Raw genomic sequence first — 19,617 nt, 5'->3', positions numbered from 1 at the left:
ACTGTTATTTTTGTAACAGCAAGAGAAAAGGGCAAAAAAGCGAGGCCCGGAACGGAATTTTTTCCGGGCCGGGCCGGGGTTTTCGAGATCGGGAAAGGAGGCTGCGGGGGGAGGCTATCCGATCCGTGCCGGGAGGACGAATTCGATCTCCTTGAAGAGATATGCGCGGATGCTTCCGTCCTCGTGGCGGAGGATCAGCTCGCCCGAAGGGCGAACTCCCTGAATAGCTCCGCGGGTGAGCGACCCGTCGGGGTAGCGGAACGGGCGCATCTCCCCGAGGGCGTACATCCGGTTGCGGTAGTCGTGCTGCAAGGCTTTGCGGTCTCCGTGTTCGAGCTGGTCGTAACGTGCGAGCATACACCGCTCGAAGGTTTCGAGCACCTCGCGGCGGTCGTAGCGGCGTCCGGTGAGCTGCGCCATCGAGACGGGGTTCGGCAGCGTGGGGTCGAACTCCGTCTGGTTGACATTGATGCCGATTCCGAGCAGCGAGCGCGACAACATCTGTCCCGAACAGTTGTGTTCGATCAGCACGCCTTCGAGTTTGCGGTCCCCGGCGTAGATGTCGTTGGTCCACTTGATGCGGGTGTCGATGCCGTAATGGGCGAAGGTGTCGGTCAGCGCCAGCGACAGGGCCTCGCAGAGCAGGAACTGCTCCCCGACGGGCAGGAACCGCGGTTCGACGACCATCGTGAAGGTGAGGTTCTCGCCTTCGGGGCTGAGCCATTTGTGCCCGCGCTGTCCGCGTCCGGCGGTCTGGTGCTCGGCCCAGACAATATCGCCGTGGCGGTACTTCGCATCGCGGGCGTCGTCGTTCGTCGAGGTGGTGGTATCGAGGTGGTGGATCATTTTTCGGGGAGTTTTCGGAGGAGGCAGGGCGGGGGAAAGGGAAAACAAGGCAGGAGAGGGGAGATCGTTGCCGTCAGCCCCCTCCCGCTGTTGTGTGAAGGCCCTTGCCCCGGGGTTATACCGAGACGCCGAAGTCGCGCAGGGCGTCGTTCAGCGAGGTTTTCTTGTCGGTGGACTCCTTGCGCTGTCCGATGATCAGGGCGCAGGTGACACTGTATTCGCCGGCCGGGAACCGCTTGCGGTAGCTCCCCGGGACGACCACCGAGCGGGGCGGGACGTAACCCTTGTAGGTGACGGGGTCCGGGCCTGTGACGTCGATGATGTGGGTCGAGCCGGTGATGACGGTGTTCGAGCCGAGCACGGCCTCGCGGCAGATGTGGGCGCCCTCGACGACGATCGAGCGCGAACCGAGAAAGCAGTTGTCCTCGACGATGACCGGGGCGGCCTGTACGGGTTCGAGGACGCCGCCGATTCCGACGCCGCCCGAGAGGTGGACGTGCCGTCCGATCTGGGCGCAGGAGCCGACCGTAGCCCATGTGTCGACCATCGTGCCCGTATCGACATAGGCGCCGATGTTGACATAGGAGGGCATGAGGATGGCCCCCGGGGCGATATAGGCGCCGTAGCGGGCCACGGCGTGGGGTACGACGCGTACGCCCAGCTCCTCGTAGCCGTGTTTGAGTTCCATCTTGTCGAACCACTCCATCTCCCCGGCCTCCATCTTGCGCATGGGCTGGATCGGGAAGTAGAGGATCACGGCCTTCTTGACCCATTCGTTGACCTGCCACCGGCTGTTCTCCGGATCGACGGGCTCCGCCGTGCGGAGTTCGCCCTTGTCCACGTATTCGATAACTTGGCGTACGGCCTGCTGTACGGCGTTGTCGTGCAGCAGTTCGCGATTCTCCCATGCCTGCTCGACGATCGCTCGGAGTTCGTTATGGTTGCTGTTCATGTTCTGCGTTGTTTTCTGGCAGACAAATGTATGGAAAATATCGAATTTTTCCTAACTTTGCCGAAATATCACCCAAACGGTTGCATTTATGAAACGTTATTCCTGGATCACCGCCGTGCTGGCAGGCACAGCGGCTTTGGCAACGGCAGGTTGCGGCAACATGAAGCAGATAAAGCACAATCCCTACCCCGAAACGGCCCGCGGCGAGGTGGTGGACAACTATTTCGGGACCGAGGTTCCGGATCCCTACCGCTGGCTCGAAGACGACAATTCGGAGGCGACGGCGGCGTGGGTTGCTGCCGAGAATGCCGTGACCGAGGACTACCTCTCGCAGATTCCCTTCCGCGAGGCGATCCGCGAGCGGCTGACCCAACTGTGGAACTACCCCAAGGAGGGCGCCCCGTCGAAGCACGGCGACTGGTACTACTATTATTATAACGACGGGCTGCAGAACCAGTCGGTGCTCTGCCGCACGGCGGAGCCCGGCCGGGCTGGCGAGGTGTTCCTCGATCCCAACACCCTGTCGGAGGACGGCACGGTAGCCCTTTCGGCGGTCTCCTTCTCGAAGGACGGGCGTTATTTCGCCTATGCCGCCGCGGCGTCGGGTTCGGACTGGGTCGAGATCCGCGTCATGGATACCGAAACCAGGGCCCTGACCGAAGACCGCATCGAATGGGTGAAATTCTCCGGCGCCGTATGGGCCCCCGATTCGAAGGGTTTCTATTACAGCGCCTATGACGCCCCCAAAGAGGGTGTCTACTCGTCGCAGAACCAGTTCCAGAAGGTCTACTACCACAAGCTGGGGACCCCGCAGACGGCCGACCGCCTCATTTATGAGGACAAGGCCCATCCGCTGCGCTACTTCTCGGCCTGGCCTTCGGACGACGGCAAGTGGCTCTTCATCATCGCGTCGGAGGGTACTTCCGGAACGGAGATCCTCTATCGGAAAACCTCCGAGAAGAAGTTCCGCACGCTGCTCGTCGGCTTTGCCCACGATTACGCACCGGTCGACTGCCGGGAGGACCGGTTCTACTTCATGACCAACGAGGGGGCCTCGAACTACGCCCTCAAGCGCATGGCGCTGAACAACCCCGCGCAGGTCGAGACGGTGATCCCCGAGCATGACAGGAACCTGCTCGAAGGGGTCGGGACGGCCGGCGGCTACCTCTTTGCCTCCTACCTGCAGGATGCCCAGAACAAGGTGGTCCAGTACGATTACGACGGCAAGCTTGTGCGCGAGATCACGCTGCCCGCCATCGGGACGGTCGGGGGCTTCAGCGGCGAGAAGGAGGATACCGAACTCTACTACTCGCTGTCGAACTACACGGCTCCGGCGACGATCTACCGCTACGACATCGCCTCGGGCGAATCGACCCTCTACAAGGCTCCCGAGGTGGCCTTCGACCCCTCGCTCTTCGTGACGGAGCAGGTCTTCTATGCTTCGAAGGACGGAACACAGGTGCCGATGTTCATCACCCACCGCAAGGACATGAAGCTCAACGGCAAGAATCCCTGTCTGCTCTACGGGTACGGCGGCTTCCAGATCAACATGACCCCGGGCTTCAACCCCTCGGCGCTGATGTTCGTCGAGCAGGGCGGTGTCTACTGCGTGGCCAACCTGCGCGGCGGTTCGGAGTACGGCGAGGCGTGGCACAAGGCCGGTATGCTCGAAAACAAGCAGAACGTCTTCGACGACTTCATCGCGGCGGCCGAGTACCTCATTGCACAGAAATACACCTCGTCGGAGCGGCTCGCCATTAACGGCGGCTCGAACGGCGGACTGCTGGTCGGCGCCTGCGAGGTGCAGCGTCCGGATCTCTATGCGGTGTGTCTGCCGCAGGTCGGCGTGATGGACATGCTGCGCTACCACAAGTTCACGATCGGCTGGGGCTGGGCCGTGGAGTACGGTTCGTCGGACAATGCCGAACAGTTCCCCTACATCTACAAGTATTCGCCGCTGCACAATATCAGGGAGGGCGTGAAGTATCCCGCGACGCTGGTGATGACGGCTGACCACGACGACCGCGTCGTCCCGGCCCACTCGTTCAAGTTTGCCGCCCAGATGCAGCACTGCCAGGCCGGGGATGCTCCGGTGCTGATCCGCATTGAGTCGAAGGCCGGGCACGGGGCCGGGAAACCCACCTCGAAACGCATCGATGAGGCGGCCGACATGTACGCATTCCTCTTCCAGAACATCGGGGTGCCGTACAGGGCGGTGAAAGAGTAACCGATCCGGGGAATCCGGCATCCCGATATTGCGGAGACGCTCCCAGTACCCCCCCCCGCCTGAGGCGGGGAGGGAGGCGGGTCAGATTTGAAATACGCGGTCGGGGAGGCCGGGCACGGGATTCGGGAGCATGATGGCGATGGAAGGACTTTTGTTTCATCGGCTTTGTTCAACGGCTTTATTAGGCTTTATTAACAGAACAGATATGAAGGTCTACAAATTCGGAGGCGCGTCGGTCCGGAATGCCGACGGGGTGAGAAACCTGCGCCAGATCATCGACGAGGAACAGCATCTCTTCATCATCGTTTCGGCGATGGGCAAGACGACGAATGCCCTGGAGAGGGTGTTCGAAGGGCTTCAGAAGGGCGATAAGCAGCAGTCGCTGGAGCACATTGCCAAACTGCGCGACTACCACGCGGAGATCATCGACGACCTGTGGCACGAACCCAAACGGCTGGAGAAGGTCGATGCGCTGTTCGACGAACTGGAGCAGGTCGCCACGCAGACGGTTTACCGGGCCGAAGATGCCGAATTGTGGTACGACACGATCGTGGCCTACGGCGAGCTGGTCTCGACGACGATCATCTCCGAATACCTGAACTACGCCGGGGTTCCGAACCGCTGGATCGACATGCGCCGCTGCTTCGTGACGGAGCAGCGCCACAAGGATGCCGGGGTGGACATCGAGGCTTCGGCCCCGCGCCTGCGGGTGGCCGTGGCGAACGGTCCCGAGACGGTATTCATCGGCCAGGGCTTCATCGGCGGGGCACCCGACGGGACGACCACGACGCTCGGGCGTGAAGGTTCGGACTATTCGGCGGCCGTGGCGGCGAACATCCTCGACGCGGAGTCGATGTCGGTGTGGAAGGATGTCGACGGCGTGCTGAACGCCGACCCGAAGATCTTCCCCGACGCCGTGCAGATTGCCGAACTGAACTACCTCGATACCATCGAACTGGCCTACAGCGGGGCGCAGATCATCCACCCGAAGACGATCAAGCCGCTCCAGAACAAGAACATCCCGCTCTACGTGCGGCCGTTCGGCGACAAGCGCAAGCCCGGCACGGTGATCCGCGGGCTGTCGGCTCCGGTCGACGTGCCGATCCTGATCCTCAAGAAGGACCAGGTGTTGCTGACGATCCGTTCGCGGGACTTCTCGTTCGTGCTGGAGGAGAAGTTCGCGACGATCTTCTCACTGCTGGAGCGCTTCCGCATCAAGACGAACCTGATCCACAACTCGGCCGTGAACCTGAGCCTCTGTGTGGACAATTCGTGGCATATCGACGAGGTGGTCGAGGCACTGCGCGAGGCGGGTTTCGACGTGATGAAGTCCGAGAACATGGAGCTGCTGACCGTGCGCGGCTATACCGAGGAGCTGTGGCGGCGCTACGCCCGCGGGCCGCAGGTCTTCATCCGGCAGGCCACGCAGGCCACGGTGCGCGTCGTCCGCAAGAAAGAGGGGCCGTATTGATCCCTGCCGATCCGGAAACCGAAAGGAGGTCTATAAAACCGAAAGGAGAGCCGATAACGTGGCTCTCCTTTTTTTCTGCGACCCTCCCCTTGCCTGCGGACCGTTTGGGCCCTTCTCCTTGTCTGCGGCCTTTTCCTTATCCGTGGCCTTTTCTTGTCTGGGGGTCTCTGCCCCCCCCCTCACTCACGAAAAGGCCTCCTGGCGGAGCCGGTGGAGAATGCCGATGACCGAATTCTCCTTGATCTGCCCCCGGCGCTTCATGTTGAGGATCGTGCGGGCGATGTAGCGCTCGATGTCACGCTGGAGGCTCCGGTAGAGCGGGCATTTCGTGTAGTTCTCGTTGTCGAGCAGCACGTCGCGGATCGACCGCAGGGAGTTCGTATAGTTCGACATCTCGTTCTTGAGCGCCACACCCTGCTTCTGCGAAGCCGTGATCCTGGCGATGGACATGTCGCGGAGTTTTTCGCAGACAGTGTTCAGCAGCACCATCACCACGTTGTCCATCAGCGTGTGCCCGTGCATGAAGAGGTACGTGTTTTCGGGCCTTACGCCGCGCTGCTTCAACTGCTCCTCGAACTCCTTCATCGGCTCGATCATCCGCGGATTGCGGCGCCGGAGCAGATCCTCGCGTTTCGCAACGTTGCGGCGGAGCCACTCCAGGGTCCGTTCGCCGTTGTTTCCGATTTCGAGGTAGCCCAGGCGCACCGAGGCCTTGAAATCGACCAGCGGAAAGACATGCTCCGTCGAGAGGCGTGCCGAGAAGGCGTACCAGAGGAAGAGCGGGTAGATGATGCGCGAATATTCGTCCATGAACTTCACGAAGTCGAAGATCCGCGTGTCGTTCTTCGTGGCCTTGACGCAGACGTTGTGCAGCGAGGGGGCGTAACAGAGGTAGTTCTCGGTGGCGTAGGCGTAGGTGTGGAACATGAACCGCGCATCGGCCACCTGCCGGGACTGCTCCGTCTGCCCGGCGAAGAGGTAGTCGAAGTCGGAATCGACGCAGAGGATCATCTCCTCGGAGGATTGCGGGATCATGCCCATGAGGACCTTCTTGCCTTTCGGGAGGTCGCCGCGGTCGGGGACCGAGATCTCGAAACGCAGGTAGGGGTTGTGGAAATGGTCGAAGATTCCGCGCCAGAAGGCCACATCCTCATACCCTTCGACATAGACCTTCACCAACCGCTGGTCGGGGTCGGCGGGCAGCGGCTGCGGCAGGTCGGCGGGCGATGCCTGATGCGAGAAGGGACTCATTCTGCGCAGTTTTTCGCGGAACTTCTTGGCCATACTTCTACAAAGATAAATATTTTCGTATTTTTGCGCAAAATAAAGCCCTCGAAACGACGTTTAATTCCTACCATCTGAACACATTTTTATGGCAGACAACGATTGGAAATCGAGACTCGGGATGGTCTACTCGACGAATCCCGATTTCAAATACGAAACGGCCGGAGAGCCCGAGGCGGAGACCCTGCCGGCTCAGCAGCAGGATCTGCGCGTGTGGCTCGACCGCAAGCAGCGGGCCGGGAAGGTCGTAACGCTCGTGAAGGGGTTCGTGGGGCGCGACGAGGACCTGCAGACGCTGGCGCGGCTGCTCAAGACGAAGTGCGGCGTGGGCGGTGCCGCGAAGGATGGCGAGATCCTCATCCAGGGCGACCACCGCGACCGGGTCGTCGAAATACTCACCCGCAGCGGTTACCGCTGCAAAAAAGCCGGTTCCTGAGGTGCGTCGGGGGTGGTTGTTCCTGCTGTTGGTGACCGTCGCGCTCTGCAGCGTGCGGCGTGCCGCGGCGCAGTATTACACGTGGGGCTCGGACCCTCCGCAGAAGTGGTCGACGATCCGCACGCCCGACGTGCGGATGATCTATCCCGATACGGTCTCGGCCCTGGCGCGGCGGACGCTCTGCTACATCCGTACGGTGCAGCCCGACATCGGCTACGGCTTCCGCCACGGCCCGATGCGCATTCCGTTCGTCATGCACCCCGAGAATTTCCAGTCGAACGGCCTGGTGATGTACCTCCCGAAGCGGGTGGAGTTCCTCACCTCGCCGGCCATCGACAGCTATTCGATGCCGTGGTACAAGCAGCTGGTGGCACACGAATACCGCCATGCCGTGCAGTACAACAACCTCGACCGGGGCCTGATCCGTGTGCTGAGCTACCTGCTCGGGCAGCAGGGCTCGACCATCGGCCTGTTGTGTATGCCGATCTGGGCCATGGAGGGCGATGCGGTGATGTCCGAAACGATGATGTCGTCGTTCGGCCGCGGCCTGCAGCCCTCCTTCTCGATGGCCTATCGCGCGATGGGGAGCGTGGGGCGCGACCGGAGGAATATCGACCGGTGGTTCTGCGGTTCCTACCGTGACCACATCCCCGACCATTACGAACTGGGCTACCAGATCTGTTCGTATGCCTGGGAGCGCTACGGCGAGAATATCTGGGACAAGGTCGCCTGGTACGGTTCGCGCAACCCCTACGTGCTCTTTACGACGAGCGTCTCGCTGCGGAAATTCTACGGGACGAATGTTTCGCGGCTTTTCCGCGAGACGTTCGATGAACTGGGGCGCTTCTGGGACTCCCTGCCGAAGGAGGACGACAGCGCCCGGCCGCTGGTCGGGCTTCCCGAACGGAACTATACCACCTATCAGTGGCCGCTGGCGCTGGGCGATACGGCGGTCGTGGCGCTGAAAACCGACCTCGACCGCGTATCTCGTTTCGTGCGCATCGACCGCCGCACGGGCGAAGAGCGGACGATCGCTCCGACGGGACTGGTTTCGACCCGTCCGACGCTGTGCGACGGCCGTCTCTGGTGGACCGAATACCGGCGTTCGACGCTCTTCGAACAGCGGGTCAATTCGCAGCTCTGTTACATGGACCTGGCGGACGGCCGTCCCCGGACCGCGGGCGGGGAGCGGCGGGTGCTCTATCCGACCTCGACACCCGACGAACTGGGTTGGGTCGAATACAACCCCGACGGCCGCTATGCGGTGGTTGTGCGGCGCGACGGTGCCGGGGAGCAGCGCTTCGCAGCGCCCGACGGCAAGGAGCTGCACGGCCTGGCGTGGGACGACCTGACGCGCGCCTGGTACGTGCTGGTGACCGACGACAGCGGCATGTGGATCGGCCGCATCGACGCCGAGGGGCTGCACGCCGTGACCGAAGGGGCTTATATCACGCTTTCGGACCTGCGGGCCGGGGGCGGGCGGCTCTACTACGGCTCGATCGCTTCGGGCAAGGACGAGGCCCACTGCTACGATCTGACCGGGCGCCGAGAATACCGCATCACGACCTCCGCCTACGGCTCGTTCGATCCGGCCCCGGCCGGCGGCGACGTGCTCGTGACGACCTACGACCGGCTGGGTTACCGCGTGGCGGAGCAGCCGTCCGACAGTGCGCTGATTCCCGTGGCTGCGTCGCGGCTGCCGGAGAACCGGGTCAATCCGCCGCGTCGGCGCTGGGAGGTGGTGAACCTCGACACGGTGCGCTTCACGCGGGCGGACTCGCTGGCCCAAAGTGCGGATTTCCGGTCGAAACGCTACCGCAAGCTCCCCAATCTGGTGAATGTCCACAGTTGGATGCCCGTGGCGTTCAATCCTTTTGCGCTGGTCGATGAACAGACGATCGACCTGAATGCCGGCGTGACGGTCATCTCGCAGAACCTGCTCTCGAATACCGAGGCTTACGCCTCTTACGGCTGGAACCGCCACGAAGGTTCGCTCGTGAACCTCGGTGTTCGCTACTTCGGGCTGGGCGTGCGCTTCGAGCTCGACGCCTCCTACGGCGGCAACCAGCTCTTCTACTCGCTCGGGCAGTACAACGCCCAGACCGGGAAGTACGAATATCAGTCGCGCCCGGCCCCCGACAAATACTACTCCGTGGGGCTGACGGCCACCCTCCCGCTCTATTTCCAGCGCGGGTACCATACGCGGCAGTTCTCGGTCTCGGCTGGCTGGAACTATTCGAACGGCATGGTGGCCGATCTGGGCAAGATCGAGTGGGGTGTCAACGGCGGGATCACCAACATCCAGCACATCGGTTTCCGCAAGGGGCTGCATCAGGTGGCATTCGGCGTCGGATTCTCCGACCAGGTGCGGATGGCCCACCGCGACATTGCACCCCGCTGGGGTTACACCCTCTCGACGAACTACACGTTCAATCCGGTGAACAGCAACTTCAGCGACCTGATTTCGTTCTACGGGCAGGCCTACCTGCCGGGTGTGGCACCCCACAACTCGCTGTCGGTGGCGGCGACCTATCAGACGTCGGTCGGCGGGTACAAGTTCCCGACCGGCTATGCGCCGCTGAGTTACAAGTCCACGCGGCTGATCCCGCGGGGGTTCTCCTCGGCGGACATCGCCTCGAACAACTACACGGCCCTGGAGGCCAACTACCAGCTGCCGGTGTGGTATCCCGAGGGCGGCATCGGCTCGGTGCTCTACTTCAAGCGGATCCGGCTCAATATCGGGGGCGACTACGCCTGTTTCCGGATCCCCGGGACGACGGGCATGATGTGGTATGACATCTGGTCCGCGGGCGGCGACCTGATCTTCGACTTCAACCTCTTCCGGCAACCGGCTTCGGCGACCTCGACGCTCAAACTCTCGTGCTACCGACCGTCGAGCGGCGGGGTGTGGATCGGGGCGTCGCTCGGACTGCCGTTTTAGGAATATTTTGTATCTTTGCTGCAAAATTCGGCTTTATGGCACAACGCAAGACGTCGGGAATCAGCCCGAAAGCGATCAAGTGGATCTGGGGTGTGGCCTTCGCGCCCTTTGCCCTGTTGGGAATCCTGCTGCTGCTCTCGGCCCTCGGGACGTTCGGGCGGCTGCCCTCGTTCGAGGAGCTGGAGAACCCCCGGAGCAACCTCGCCACGGAGATCTACTCCGAGGACGGCAAGGTCATCGGCACGTTCTTCGTGCAGAACCGCTCCTACGTGCAGTATGCCGACCTTTTCCCGGCGGATTCGACGCTCCATATCCGCCTCGACGGACACGAGGTGCCGCCGATCGTCGCGGCGCTCATCTCCACGGAGGACGTGCGCTTCCGCAGCCATTCGGGTATCGACATCCCCTCGCTGGCGCGTGTGGCCGTGAAGACCGTGCTGCTGCAGAACACCTCCCAGGGCGGCGGTTCGACCATCACGCAGCAGTTGGCCAAGAACCTCTTCCCGCGCGATACGGCCCGCAACCGCGGGCGGATCGCGCGCACGGCGAAGCTCGTGACGGCGAAACTCAAGGAGTGGATCACGGCCCTCAAACTCGAATACAACTACACCAAGGAGGAGATCGCCGCGATGTACCTCAATACGGTGGAGTACGGTTCGAACGCCTACGGCATCAAGTCGGCGGCCCATACGTTCTTCAACAAGGAGCCGCACGAGCTCAACGTCCAGGAGGCGGCGGTGCTCGTGGGGGTGGTGAACGCCCCGACGCGCTACTCGCCGGTGCGGAACCCGGACAATGCGCTGGCCCGCCGCAATCTGGTGCTTGCGCGCATGAGGGAGTCCGGGGCGCTGACCCGCGGACAGTGCGATTCGATCTCGGCGCTGCCCATCGTGCTGAACTACAAGCCGGTTTCGCACAACGAGGGCTCGGCGACCTATTTCCGGGAGATGCTGCGTCTGGTGATGAATGCCGAGCGCCCGAAACGCAACCAGTTCTACAACGAATGGGACTACGACCAGGCGGTGAAGGAGTACGAGGAGAATCCGCTCTACGGCTGGTGCCACAAGAACACCAAGGCCGACGGTACGCCCTACAACATCTACCGCGACGGCCTGAAGATCTATACGACGATCAACTCGCGGATGCAGGCCTATGCCGAACAGGCGGTCCAGAAGCAGATGGAGACGGTCATCCAGCCCAAGATGGATGCGCAGTACCGCAATACGAAGGTGCTGTTCCTCGATACGGACCGTGCGGAGCGCGAGCGGATCATGCGCCAGGCGATCCGCTATTCGGACCGTTACCGGGAGATGAAGAATGCCGGATGCAGCGAGAAGGAGATCGCGGCGTCGTTCGACAAACCCTGTGCGATGAAGGTCTTCACCTACAAGGGCGAGCGCGACACGCTGATGACGCCGCGCGACTCGATCCTCCACCACAAGCGCATCATGCGGGCCGCGATGGTGGCGATGGACCCCCGCACGGGAGCGGTCAAGGCGTATGTCGGCGGTCCGAACTTCCGCTATTTCAAGTACGACATGGCCAAGCAGGGCAAGCGGCAGATCGGTTCGACGATCAAGCCCTTCATCTATACGTTCGCCATCGACCACCTCGGCTTTACGCCCTGTACAATGGTTCCGAACCTCCCGACGACGATCGAGACGGCCAACGGCACGGCCTGGTCGCCGAAGGAGGCCGGACGGGTCGAGTACGACGGTGTGCTGCACCCGCTGCGCTGGGGCCTGGCCCGCAGTCGCAACAACTACTCGGCGTGGATCATGAAGCAGGCCAAGCAGCCCGAAGCCGTGGCCGACTTCATCCACAACATGGGTATCCGCAGCTATATCGATCCGGTCCCGGCGTTGTGCCTCGGGACCTCGGAGTCGAACGTCTACGAGATGGTGAGCGCCTTCTCGACCTTCGCCAACGAGGGCGTGCATACCGATCCGATCTTCGTGACGCGTATCGAAGACCGCCAGGGCAACCTCATCGCGACGTTCATCCCGCAGTCGCAGGATGCCATCAGCGAGCGCACGGCCTATACGATGCTGACGATGCTCGAAGGGGTGGTCAATGCCGGAACGGCCGGGCGTCTGAAGTGGCAGTTCGGACTGACGGACATGGAGATCGGCGGTAAGACCGGTACGTCGAACAAGAACCGCGACGCCTGGTTCATGTGCGTGGCCCCGAAGCTGGTGGCCGGGGCGTGGGTCGGCGGCGAGGATCAGTCGGTGCACTTCATCTCGGGCGGAGAGGGCAGCGTGGCGGCCCTGCCGATCATCGGCGAGTTCATGAAGCGCGTCTACGACGACGGACGCCTCGGCGTCACTCGCGAGGACCAGTTCGTGCGCCCGGCGATGATGCCCCGCTACGACTGTGAGGACGAAATGGATGCCGTCGGTCCGGAGGAGAGCGACGATGACGCCTTCTTCGATTGACGCCTCGGCGGAAGAATCCCTTTGTGCTGAGGGGGGGGGAATTGGGTCGCCGGGTTTGTTTCTTAAAAATTTTTACTATCTTTGCCCGAAAAGTTTGGCCCCCAAACCGATAAAACGAAACGAACCATGAAAATAGCCATCGTGGGCGCCAGCGGCGCCGTGGGTCAGGAGTTCCTGCAAATTCTCGAAGAACGCGATCTGCCGATCGACGAACTGTTGCTGTTCGGTTCCCGGCGGAGTGCCGGACGGACGTACCGCTTCCGCGGGAAAGACCTGACGGTCAAACTCCTGCAGCATAACGACGATTTCAAGGGGGTGGATTTCGCCCTGACGTCGGCCGGGGCCGGGACGTCGCGCGAATTCGCGGAGACGATCACCAAACACGGTGCCGTGATGATCGACAATTCGAGTGCCTTCCGCATGGATGCCGATGTACCCCTGGTGGTCCCGGAGGTCAATCCCGAAGATGCGAAGAACGCCCCGCGGCGGATCATCGCCAACCCGAACTGCACGACGATCCAGATGGTCGTGGCGTTGAAGGCCATCGAGGATGTGTCGCATATCCGCCGCGTGCACGTGTCGACCTACCAGTCGGCCAGCGGGGCCGGGGCTTCGGCCATGACCGAGCTGGTGAACCAGTATGCCGAGCTGGGTGCCGGGAAGGAGCCTACGGTGGAGAAATTCGCCTTCCAGCTGGCCTATAACGTCATCCCGCATATCGACGTCTTCACGGAGAACGATTACACGAAGGAGGAGATGAAGATGTTCAACGAGACACGCAAGATCATGCACTCGGATATCCGGGTTTCGGCGACGTGCGTGCGCGTGCCGGTGATGCGGGCCCACTCGGAGAGCATCTGGCTCGAAACCGAACGCCCGGTCTCGGTGGAGGAGGCGCGCGCGGCCTTCTCGAAGGCCGAAGGGGTGGTGCTGATGGACGACCCGGCGAACAAGGTCTACCCGATGCCGCTGTTCATCGCCGGGAAGGATCCCGTCTACGTGGGCCGCATCCGCAAGGACCTGACCTGCGACAACGGACTGGCATTCTGGTGCGTGAGCGACCAGATCAAGAAGGGCGCGGCACTCAACGCCGTGCAGATCCTCGAAACGCTCATTTGATCTGGGCCGAATGCATTGCGGCGATCGATTCGGCCGCCTGCAACCCCATGACGAAACAGCCCCGGGATTCCCGGGGCTGTTTCGTTGGGTGCGGATGCCGGACCCGCGGTCGTTGCGGACCTATTTGACCGGCAGCTCCCGGTCGTCGGTTCGGAACGACGAGGCGGGGATCCCGAAGGTGTTGAAGAGCAAAGCTTCGGCATTCCGTTTTGTCGTCCGGGAGTTATCGTATGCCTATGGCGCGCACTCCGCAGCGTTCGGGATCCGGACCCGGGCCGTCTTTTCGAGAAGACGGCTTTTTTGCGATTCCTCGTCGTACCTTTCGCCGTTTTGTCGGGGATTTTGTCTTTTTTTTAAATTTTTTGGTCTGCAGTTTCTTTTTTCTGCGCGAAAGAGCGTATCTTCGCAGCACGAAACCGCTGATCCGATGGTGGAGAGAATTCAATACTTGTTGATTCTGGTGCTCTTCGTGCTGTTGGGAGGCCTCGACAGGGCCTCCTTCGGGGATGATGCCTGCGGCGCACAGACCGTGCTGACCCGGTCGACGGACTCCGACTACCTGACCGCAGTTCACAACTACTTCTCTGCGTGGACGCACTCCTGCGATACCACGGCCGAAACCCCGGTCATCTCGTTCGACCAGAGGGCCGTAGTCCGTCGGCGTGCTGCCGTGCGCGCCGCCGTGGATGCCGTCTTCGAAGTCCGGATTGCAGCCCGGACGCCTTTCGACGCATTGCACCCCGGAGCGGTGGATTACTACGTCTTCTCCCTGGAGCACATCCTGATTTAGCCTGCGGCGGACCAAGGGCCCGTGCTGTCGGGAGCAGCGTGTGTCGCGGGTCCGTTTTTTTGCGGCCATGGGGCTTTGCAGGCCCGGCCGGAGCGTTGTCGAATCCCTAAATTCAAGGACATATATGTATTTCACGTTATTGGTGGTCGTCATCCTTACGGCCATTGCGCTGGTTGCTGTTGCGCTGGGTATCGCCCGCGCGATCTCGCCGCGTTCGTACAACCCCCAGAAGGGTGAAGCCTACGAGTGCGGAATCCCGACGCGCGGACGCTCGTGGATGCAGTTCAAGGTGGGGTACTACCTTTTCGCCATCCTCTTCCTGATGTTCGACGTCGAGACGGTGTTCCTCTTCTCGTGGGCCGTCGTCGTGCAGGATCTCGGGGTCTATGGACTGGTGAGCATCCTGTTTTTTCTGATCGTTTTGGTTTTGGGCCTGGCTTATGCCTGGCGGAAAGGAGCTTTGGAATGGAAGTAAGGAATCCCCGCATCAAGTCGATGAAGTTCGAGGACTTCAACGACAACGAGTACATCGAGTCGATGGTCCGCGAGTTGCGCGAGAACGGCACGAACGTCGTCATGGGGTGCCTCGACGAGGTGGTCGAGTGGGGCCGCAGCAACAGCCTCTGGCCGCTGACCTTTGCGACGAGCTGCTGCGGCATCGAGTTCATGGCTGTGGGCGCCGCGCGCTACGATTTTGCCCGGTTTGGGTTTGAAGTGGCCCGGGCCTCCCCGCGTCAGGCCGACTTCATCATGGTGGCCGGGACCATCACGCACAAGATGGCCCCGGTGCTGAAACGCCTCTACGACCAGATGGCCGATCCGAAGTACGTCATCGCCACGGGCGGCTGCGCCATCAGCGGCGGCCCGTTCAAGAAGTCGTACCATGTGGTCAACGGCGTGGACAAGATCCTGCCCGTCGACGTTTATATCCCGGGTTGCCCGCCGCGCCCCGAGGCGATGCTCTACGGCCTGATGCAGCTGCAGCGCAAGGTCAAGGTGCAGCGCTTCTTCGGCGACGTGAACCGCCAGATCGACCGCAAGGAGTATGAGGAGCTGATGCGCCGTGACCTGATGGCCGAAAAGAATGAACTGAATGTGGAAAAAGATGCGAACCATGAACAATAATCTGAAAGAGAAGATCACGGCGTGGGAACCCGCGGCCGTGTGGTCGGAGAGCGGCGACGGATGGTTCACCGTTCCGGCGGATCGGTTCCGCGATCTGGCCGTGCGGCTCCGTGCCGAGGGTTTCGACTTCCTGCGCAGCCTCACCGGCATGGACTGGGGCGAGGAGGGCTTCGGCGTGGTCTACCACCTCGAATCGACCGCCACGGGCGAGAACGTCGTCCTGCGGACCGTGACCCCGGACCGGGAGAATCCGGTGCTGGCGTCGGTCTGCGACCTCTGGAAGACCGCCGAACTGAACGAACGCGAGGCGTTCGACTATTTCGGGATCCGCTTCCTGAACCACCCCGACATGCGGCGTCTGTTCCTGCGCGACGACTGGGTGGGTTACCCCCTGCGCAAGGACTATGATCCGTCGCAGAACCCCCTGCGCATGAGCAACGAGGTGGCCCGGGACAGCACGGCGTCGTTCGAGCTGATGCCCGACGGCAGCATCATCCGCCAGCGCAACGTCCTCTTCGACGAAGAGGAGTACGTCATCAACATCGGCCCCCAGCACCCGGCGACGCACGGTGTGCTGCGCTTCCGCGTCTCGCTCGAAGGCGAGATCATCCGCAAACTCGACGCCCACTGCGGCTACATCCACCGCGGCATCGAGAAGATGTGCGAGGAGCTGACCTACCCCCAGACGTTGGCCCTGACGGACCGTCTGGACTACCTCGGGGCGGCGCAGAACCGCCACGCGCTCTGCATGTGCATCGAGAAGGGTCTGGGCGTGGAGGTGCCGGAGCGCGTGCAGTACATCCGCACGATCATGGACGAGCTGCAGCGCATCGATTCGCACCTGCTCTTCTTCTCGTGCCTCTGCATGGACATGGGGGCCCTGACGGCCTTCTTTTACGGTTTCCGCGACCGCGAGAAGGTGCTCGACATCCTGGAGCAGACCACCGGAGGCCGTCTGATACAGACCTACAACACGATCGGCGGCGTGCAGGCCGACATCCATCCCGATTTCGTGCGCAAGACCAAGGAGTTTATCGCCTACATGCGTCCGACGCTGCGCGAGTACCACGAGGTCTTCACCGGCAACGTCATCGCACAGGAGCGTCTGAAGGGTACCGGCGTGCTGACGCGCGAAGATGCCATTTCGTTCGGCGCCACGGGCGGTACGGGACGTGCTTCGGGGTGGGCCTGCGACGTGCGCAAGCGCCATCCCTATGCCGCCTACGGCAAGGTCGATTTCGAGGAGGTACTCTTCTCGGAGGGCGACTGTTTCGCCCGCTATATGGTCCGGATGCGGGAGATCGAGCAGAGCCTGAACATCATCGAGCAGTTGATCGACAACATCCCCGAGGGGGAATACCAACTGAAGATGAAACCCGTGATCCGCATTCCCGAGGGCAGCTACTACGCCGCCGTCGAGGGGAGCCGCGGCGAATTCGGGGTCTTCATCGAGAGCCGCGGCGACAAGTACCCCTACCGCATGAAGTTCCGCTCGACGGGCCTTCCGCTGGTCGCCTGCCTGGAGACCATCGCCCGGGGAACGAAGATTGCCGACCTGATCGCCATCGGCGGCACGCTCGACTATGTGGTGCCCGATATTGACCGTTAAACGCAAAACCCGAAGCTATGTTTGATTTCAGCATAATTACGAGTTGGATCCACGGCTGGCTGACCTCGTGGATGCCCCTGGGTCTGGCTGTCTTCCTCGAATGCGTGATCGTGGGCGTCTGCCTGCTGCTGTTGTACGCCGTGATCGCCATCGTGATGATCTTCATGGAACGCAAGGTCTGTGCGGCGTTCCAGTGCCGTCTGGGCCCGATGCGCGTGGGCCCGTGGGGCACGGTGCAGGTCTTCTGCGACGTTATCAAGATGTTGACCAAGGAGATCATCACCGTCCGCCATTCGGACCGCTTCCTCTACAACCTGGCCCCCTACATCGTCATCCTGGCCTCGGTGCTGGCCTTCGCCTGCCTGCCCATGTCGCGCGGGCTGGAGATCCTCGACTTCAACGTCGGCGTCTTCTTCCTGATGGCCGCCTCGTCGATCGGCGTGGTGGGCATCCTGCTGGCCGGCTGGGGCTCGAACAACAAGTATTCGCTCATCGGTGCCATGCGCAGCGGCGCCCAGATGATCTCCTACGAGCTGTCGATCGGCCTGTCGATCCTCACGATCGTCGTGCTGACCGACACGATGCAGTTCTCGGAGATCGTCCTGCGGCAGGCCGACGGCTGGTTCCTCTTCAAGGGTCACATCCCGGCGCTGATCGCCTTCGTGATCTACCTCATCGCGGGCAACGCCGAGGTCAACCGCGGGCCGTTCGACCTCCCGGAGGCCGAATCGGAACTGACGGCCGGTTACCACACCGAGTATTCGGGAATGCACTTCGGGCTGTTCTACGTCGCGGAGTTCGTCAACCTGTTCATCATCTCGGGCGTGGCGGCCACGATCTTCCTCGGGGGCTGGATGCCGCTGCACATCCCCGGCTGGGAGGGTTTCAACACCGTCATGGACTACATCCCGGGCTTCGTATGGTTCTTTGCCAAGGCCTTCTTCGTGGTGTGGCTGCTGATGTGGATCAAGTGGACCTTCCCGCGGCTGCGCGTCGACCAGATCCTGACCCTCGAATGGAAATACCTCGTGCCGATCGGGCTGGTGAACCTGCTGCTGATGGTCATTGTCGTCGTATTCAAACTGCATTTCTGATTATGAGCTATATCAAAGGACTCTTCCAGGGGATCGGCAGCCTGGCTACGGGCCTGAAAGTTACTTTCAGGGAGTTCTTCACGCCGAAGGTCACGGAACAGTATCCCGAGAACCGGGCGACGCTGCGGATGTACGACCGCTTCTGCGGCGAACTGACCATGCCGCACGATGCCGAGGGACACAACAAGTGCATCGCCTGCGGGCTGTGCCAGACGAACTGCCCGAACGGCACGATCCGCCTTACGACCGAGATGGTCACCGATCCCGAAACGGGAAAAACCCGAAAACGTCTCGTACGCTATGAGTACGATCTGGGTTCGTGCATGTTCTGCCACCTGTGCGTGAACAGTTGCCCAACGGGCGCCATCCGCTTCTCCCAGAAGTTCGAACACGCGGTCTTCACCCGCGAAAAACTCGTCAAACAACTCAACCGCTAAGCCATGGAGATCACACTCGAACTGATCGTTTTCATCATTCTTGCGCTTTTTATCAGCGTGAATGCCGTGCTGGCCGTGACAACCAAACGTATTTTGCGTGCCGCGACCTATCTGCTGTTTGTGTTGTTCGGCACGGCCGGTATCTATTTCCAGCTCAACTATTCGTTCCTCGGGGCCGTGCAGCTGCTGATCTATGCCGGCGGTATCACGGTGCTCTACGTCTTTTCGATTCTGCTGACGTCGAGCGAAGGCGACAAGGCCTCCGACCTGAAGGGCTACAAACTCGTGGCGGGACTGATCGCCACGGTCGTGAGTCTGGGCATCTGCCTCTGGGTGATGCTCCGCCACGACTTCCTGCCCCAGCACTTCGAACACGGCGAACTCAATGTCCAGGAGATCGGGCATGCGTTGATGAGTGCCGACAAGTACGGTTACGTGCTGCCCTTCGAGGTCATCAGCATACTGCTGCTGGCCTGCATCGTCGGCGGCATCCTGATCGCTCGCAAACGCTAAAAAATGTACGGCTATGATAAAAATGGAATATTACCTCGTCGTCTCCACGATCCTGATGTTCGTAGGCATCTACGGATTCGTCACGCGCCGCAACCTGCTGGCGATGCTGATCTCCGTAGAGTTGATCCTTAATTCGGTGGATATCAACTTCGTGGTCTTCAATCGCTTTCTCTTTCCGGGGCAGCTCGAAGGATTCTTCTTTACGCTCTTTGCCATCGGCGTGAGCGCCGCGGAGACCGCCGTGGCCATCGCCATCATCATCAACATCTACCGCAACATCCGCAACATCGAGGTCAAGAACCTGCGGGAGATGAAGTGGTAACCGTGTACGCAAG

The 19,617-nt window shown here is 61.6% G+C and carries 17 protein-coding genes; 14 read left to right on the top strand and 3 right to left on the bottom strand.

What is annotated here, in order from left to right:
• Positions 1-114: 114 nt before the first annotated feature.
• Both ABGT65_RS03340 and ABGT65_RS03335 read right to left on the bottom strand, forming a co-directional pair.
• Complete coding sequence (locus ABGT65_RS03340; protein ID WP_346699739.1) at positions 115-846, bottom strand: biotin--[acetyl-CoA-carboxylase] ligase; 732 nt, start codon at positions 844-846, stop codon at positions 115-117.
• A gap of 115 nt (positions 847-961) precedes the next feature.
• On the bottom strand, positions 962-1,798 hold the full coding sequence (locus ABGT65_RS03335) for a 2,3,4,5-tetrahydropyridine-2,6-dicarboxylate N-succinyltransferase (RefSeq protein ID WP_346699738.1): 837 nt from the start codon (positions 1,796-1,798) through the stop codon (positions 962-964).
• Positions 1,799-1,886: 88 nt separating this feature from the next.
• On the opposite strand from ABGT65_RS03335, the gene ABGT65_RS03330 reads away from it, so the two are divergent.
• Both ABGT65_RS03330 and ABGT65_RS03325 read left to right on the top strand, forming a co-directional pair.
• Entirely contained in the window at positions 1,887-4,025 is a 2,139-nt protein-coding gene (locus tag ABGT65_RS03330) for a prolyl oligopeptidase family serine peptidase (protein WP_346699737.1), read from the top strand.
• Between the two features lie 205 nt (positions 4,026-4,230).
• Positions 4,231-5,496 (top strand): aspartate kinase, encoded by a 1,266-nt coding sequence (locus tag ABGT65_RS03325; RefSeq protein ID WP_346699736.1) that lies wholly within the window; start codon positions 4,231-4,233, stop codon positions 5,494-5,496.
• A gap of 183 nt (positions 5,497-5,679) precedes the next feature.
• Here the strand turns inward: ABGT65_RS03325 and ABGT65_RS03320 are convergent, their stop codons facing one another.
• Positions 5,680-6,780 (bottom strand): DUF4435 domain-containing protein, encoded by a 1,101-nt coding sequence (locus ABGT65_RS03320; protein ID WP_346699735.1) that lies wholly within the window; start codon positions 6,778-6,780, stop codon positions 5,680-5,682.
• An 88-nt stretch (positions 6,781-6,868) separates the two neighbouring features.
• On the opposite strand from ABGT65_RS03320, the gene ABGT65_RS03315 reads away from it, so the two are divergent.
• From ABGT65_RS03315 to nuoK, 12 genes are all read left to right on the top strand, one after another.
• Positions 6,869-7,216 (top strand): translation initiation factor, encoded by a 348-nt coding sequence (locus ABGT65_RS03315; protein WP_346699734.1) that lies wholly within the window; start codon positions 6,869-6,871, stop codon positions 7,214-7,216.
• A gap of 1 nt (position 7,217) precedes the next feature.
• The gene (locus ABGT65_RS03310) at positions 7,218-10,157 is read left to right on the top strand and encodes a hypothetical protein (protein WP_346699733.1); all 2,940 of its coding nucleotides are present in this window, start codon (positions 7,218-7,220) and stop codon (positions 10,155-10,157) included.
• Between the two features lie 35 nt (positions 10,158-10,192).
• Positions 10,193-12,595: a transglycosylase domain-containing protein gene (locus ABGT65_RS03305; RefSeq protein WP_346699732.1), complete on the top strand. Its 2,403-nt coding sequence runs from the start codon at positions 10,193-10,195 to the stop codon at positions 12,593-12,595.
• A 126-nt stretch (positions 12,596-12,721) separates the two neighbouring features.
• Positions 12,722-13,714, top strand: a complete 993-nt coding sequence (locus ABGT65_RS03300) for an aspartate-semialdehyde dehydrogenase (protein WP_346699731.1) — start codon at positions 12,722-12,724, stop codon at positions 13,712-13,714.
• A 427-nt stretch (positions 13,715-14,141) separates the two neighbouring features.
• Positions 14,142-14,504: a hypothetical protein gene (locus ABGT65_RS03295; protein ID WP_346699730.1), complete on the top strand. Its 363-nt coding sequence runs from the start codon at positions 14,142-14,144 to the stop codon at positions 14,502-14,504.
• Between the two features lie 124 nt (positions 14,505-14,628).
• Positions 14,629-14,979: an NADH-quinone oxidoreductase subunit A gene (locus ABGT65_RS03290; RefSeq protein ID WP_346699729.1), complete on the top strand. Its 351-nt coding sequence runs from the start codon at positions 14,629-14,631 to the stop codon at positions 14,977-14,979.
• Positions 14,970-15,629, top strand: coding sequence for an NADH-quinone oxidoreductase subunit B (locus tag ABGT65_RS03285; RefSeq protein ID WP_346699728.1), 660 nt, complete (start codon positions 14,970-14,972; stop codon positions 15,627-15,629). Before ABGT65_RS03290 ends, ABGT65_RS03285 begins: the two co-directional genes overlap by 10 nt.
• Positions 15,619-17,238 (top strand): NADH-quinone oxidoreductase subunit C, encoded by a 1,620-nt coding sequence (locus ABGT65_RS03280; protein WP_346699727.1) that lies wholly within the window; start codon positions 15,619-15,621, stop codon positions 17,236-17,238. Before ABGT65_RS03285 ends, ABGT65_RS03280 begins: the two co-directional genes overlap by 11 nt.
• A gap of 17 nt (positions 17,239-17,255) precedes the next feature.
• On the top strand, positions 17,256-18,332 hold the full coding sequence (gene nuoH, locus ABGT65_RS03275; protein ID WP_346699726.1) for an NADH-quinone oxidoreductase subunit NuoH: 1,077 nt from the start codon (positions 17,256-17,258) through the stop codon (positions 18,330-18,332).
• Positions 18,333-18,334: 2 nt separating this feature from the next.
• Complete coding sequence (locus ABGT65_RS03270; RefSeq protein ID WP_346699725.1) at positions 18,335-18,769, top strand: 4Fe-4S binding protein; 435 nt, start codon at positions 18,335-18,337, stop codon at positions 18,767-18,769.
• Between the two features lie 3 nt (positions 18,770-18,772).
• Positions 18,773-19,282, top strand: coding sequence for an NADH-quinone oxidoreductase subunit J (locus ABGT65_RS03265; RefSeq protein WP_346699724.1), 510 nt, complete (start codon positions 18,773-18,775; stop codon positions 19,280-19,282).
• Positions 19,283-19,295: 13 nt separating this feature from the next.
• Positions 19,296-19,604, top strand: a complete 309-nt coding sequence (gene nuoK / locus ABGT65_RS03260) for an NADH-quinone oxidoreductase subunit NuoK (protein WP_346699723.1) — start codon at positions 19,296-19,298, stop codon at positions 19,602-19,604.
• The last annotated feature ends 13 nt before the right edge of the window (positions 19,605-19,617 follow it).

The sequence above is a fragment of the uncultured Alistipes sp. genome, from assembly GCF_963931675.1.
In the GTDB taxonomy this organism is placed as follows: Bacteria; Bacteroidota; Bacteroidia; order Bacteroidales; family Rikenellaceae; genus Alistipes.
The sequence above is the reverse complement of the archived record's forward strand: the minus strand, read 5'-3'. Positions and strand labels throughout refer to the sequence as shown.

Excerpts from the sequence above, each read along its gene's own strand:
- ABGT65_RS03330 (WP_346699737.1), top strand. The coding sequence starts at position 1,887 with ATGAAACGTTATTCCTGGATCACCGCCGTGCTGGCAGGCACAGCGGCT.
- ABGT65_RS03290 (WP_346699729.1), top strand. The coding sequence starts at position 14,629 with ATGTATTTCACGTTATTGGTGGTCGTCATCCTTACGGCCATTGCGCTG.
- nuoH (WP_346699726.1), top strand. The coding sequence starts at position 17,256 with ATGTTTGATTTCAGCATAATTACGAGTTGGATCCACGGCTGGCTGACC.
- nuoK (WP_346699723.1), top strand. The coding sequence starts at position 19,296 with ATGATAAAAATGGAATATTACCTCGTCGTCTCCACGATCCTGATGTTC.
- ABGT65_RS03315 (WP_346699734.1), top strand. The coding sequence starts at position 6,869 with ATGGCAGACAACGATTGGAAATCGAGACTCGGGATGGTCTACTCGACG.
- ABGT65_RS03305 (WP_346699732.1), top strand. The coding sequence starts at position 10,193 with ATGGCACAACGCAAGACGTCGGGAATCAGCCCGAAAGCGATCAAGTGG.
- ABGT65_RS03300 (WP_346699731.1), top strand. The coding sequence starts at position 12,722 with ATGAAAATAGCCATCGTGGGCGCCAGCGGCGCCGTGGGTCAGGAGTTC.
- ABGT65_RS03320 (WP_346699735.1), bottom strand. The coding sequence starts at position 6,780 with ATGGCCAAGAAGTTCCGCGAAAAACTGCGCAGAATGAGTCCCTTCTCG.
- ABGT65_RS03285 (WP_346699728.1), top strand. The coding sequence starts at position 14,970 with ATGGAAGTAAGGAATCCCCGCATCAAGTCGATGAAGTTCGAGGACTTC.
- ABGT65_RS03295 (WP_346699730.1), top strand. The coding sequence starts at position 14,142 with ATGGTGGAGAGAATTCAATACTTGTTGATTCTGGTGCTCTTCGTGCTG.
- ABGT65_RS03280 (WP_346699727.1), top strand. The coding sequence starts at position 15,619 with ATGAACAATAATCTGAAAGAGAAGATCACGGCGTGGGAACCCGCGGCC.
- ABGT65_RS03270 (WP_346699725.1), top strand. The coding sequence starts at position 18,335 with ATGAGCTATATCAAAGGACTCTTCCAGGGGATCGGCAGCCTGGCTACG.
- ABGT65_RS03265 (WP_346699724.1), top strand. The coding sequence starts at position 18,773 with ATGGAGATCACACTCGAACTGATCGTTTTCATCATTCTTGCGCTTTTT.
- ABGT65_RS03340 (WP_346699739.1), bottom strand. The coding sequence starts at position 846 with ATGATCCACCACCTCGATACCACCACCTCGACGAACGACGACGCCCGC.
- ABGT65_RS03335 (WP_346699738.1), bottom strand. The coding sequence starts at position 1,798 with ATGAACAGCAACCATAACGAACTCCGAGCGATCGTCGAGCAGGCATGG.
- ABGT65_RS03325 (WP_346699736.1), top strand. The coding sequence starts at position 4,231 with ATGAAGGTCTACAAATTCGGAGGCGCGTCGGTCCGGAATGCCGACGGG.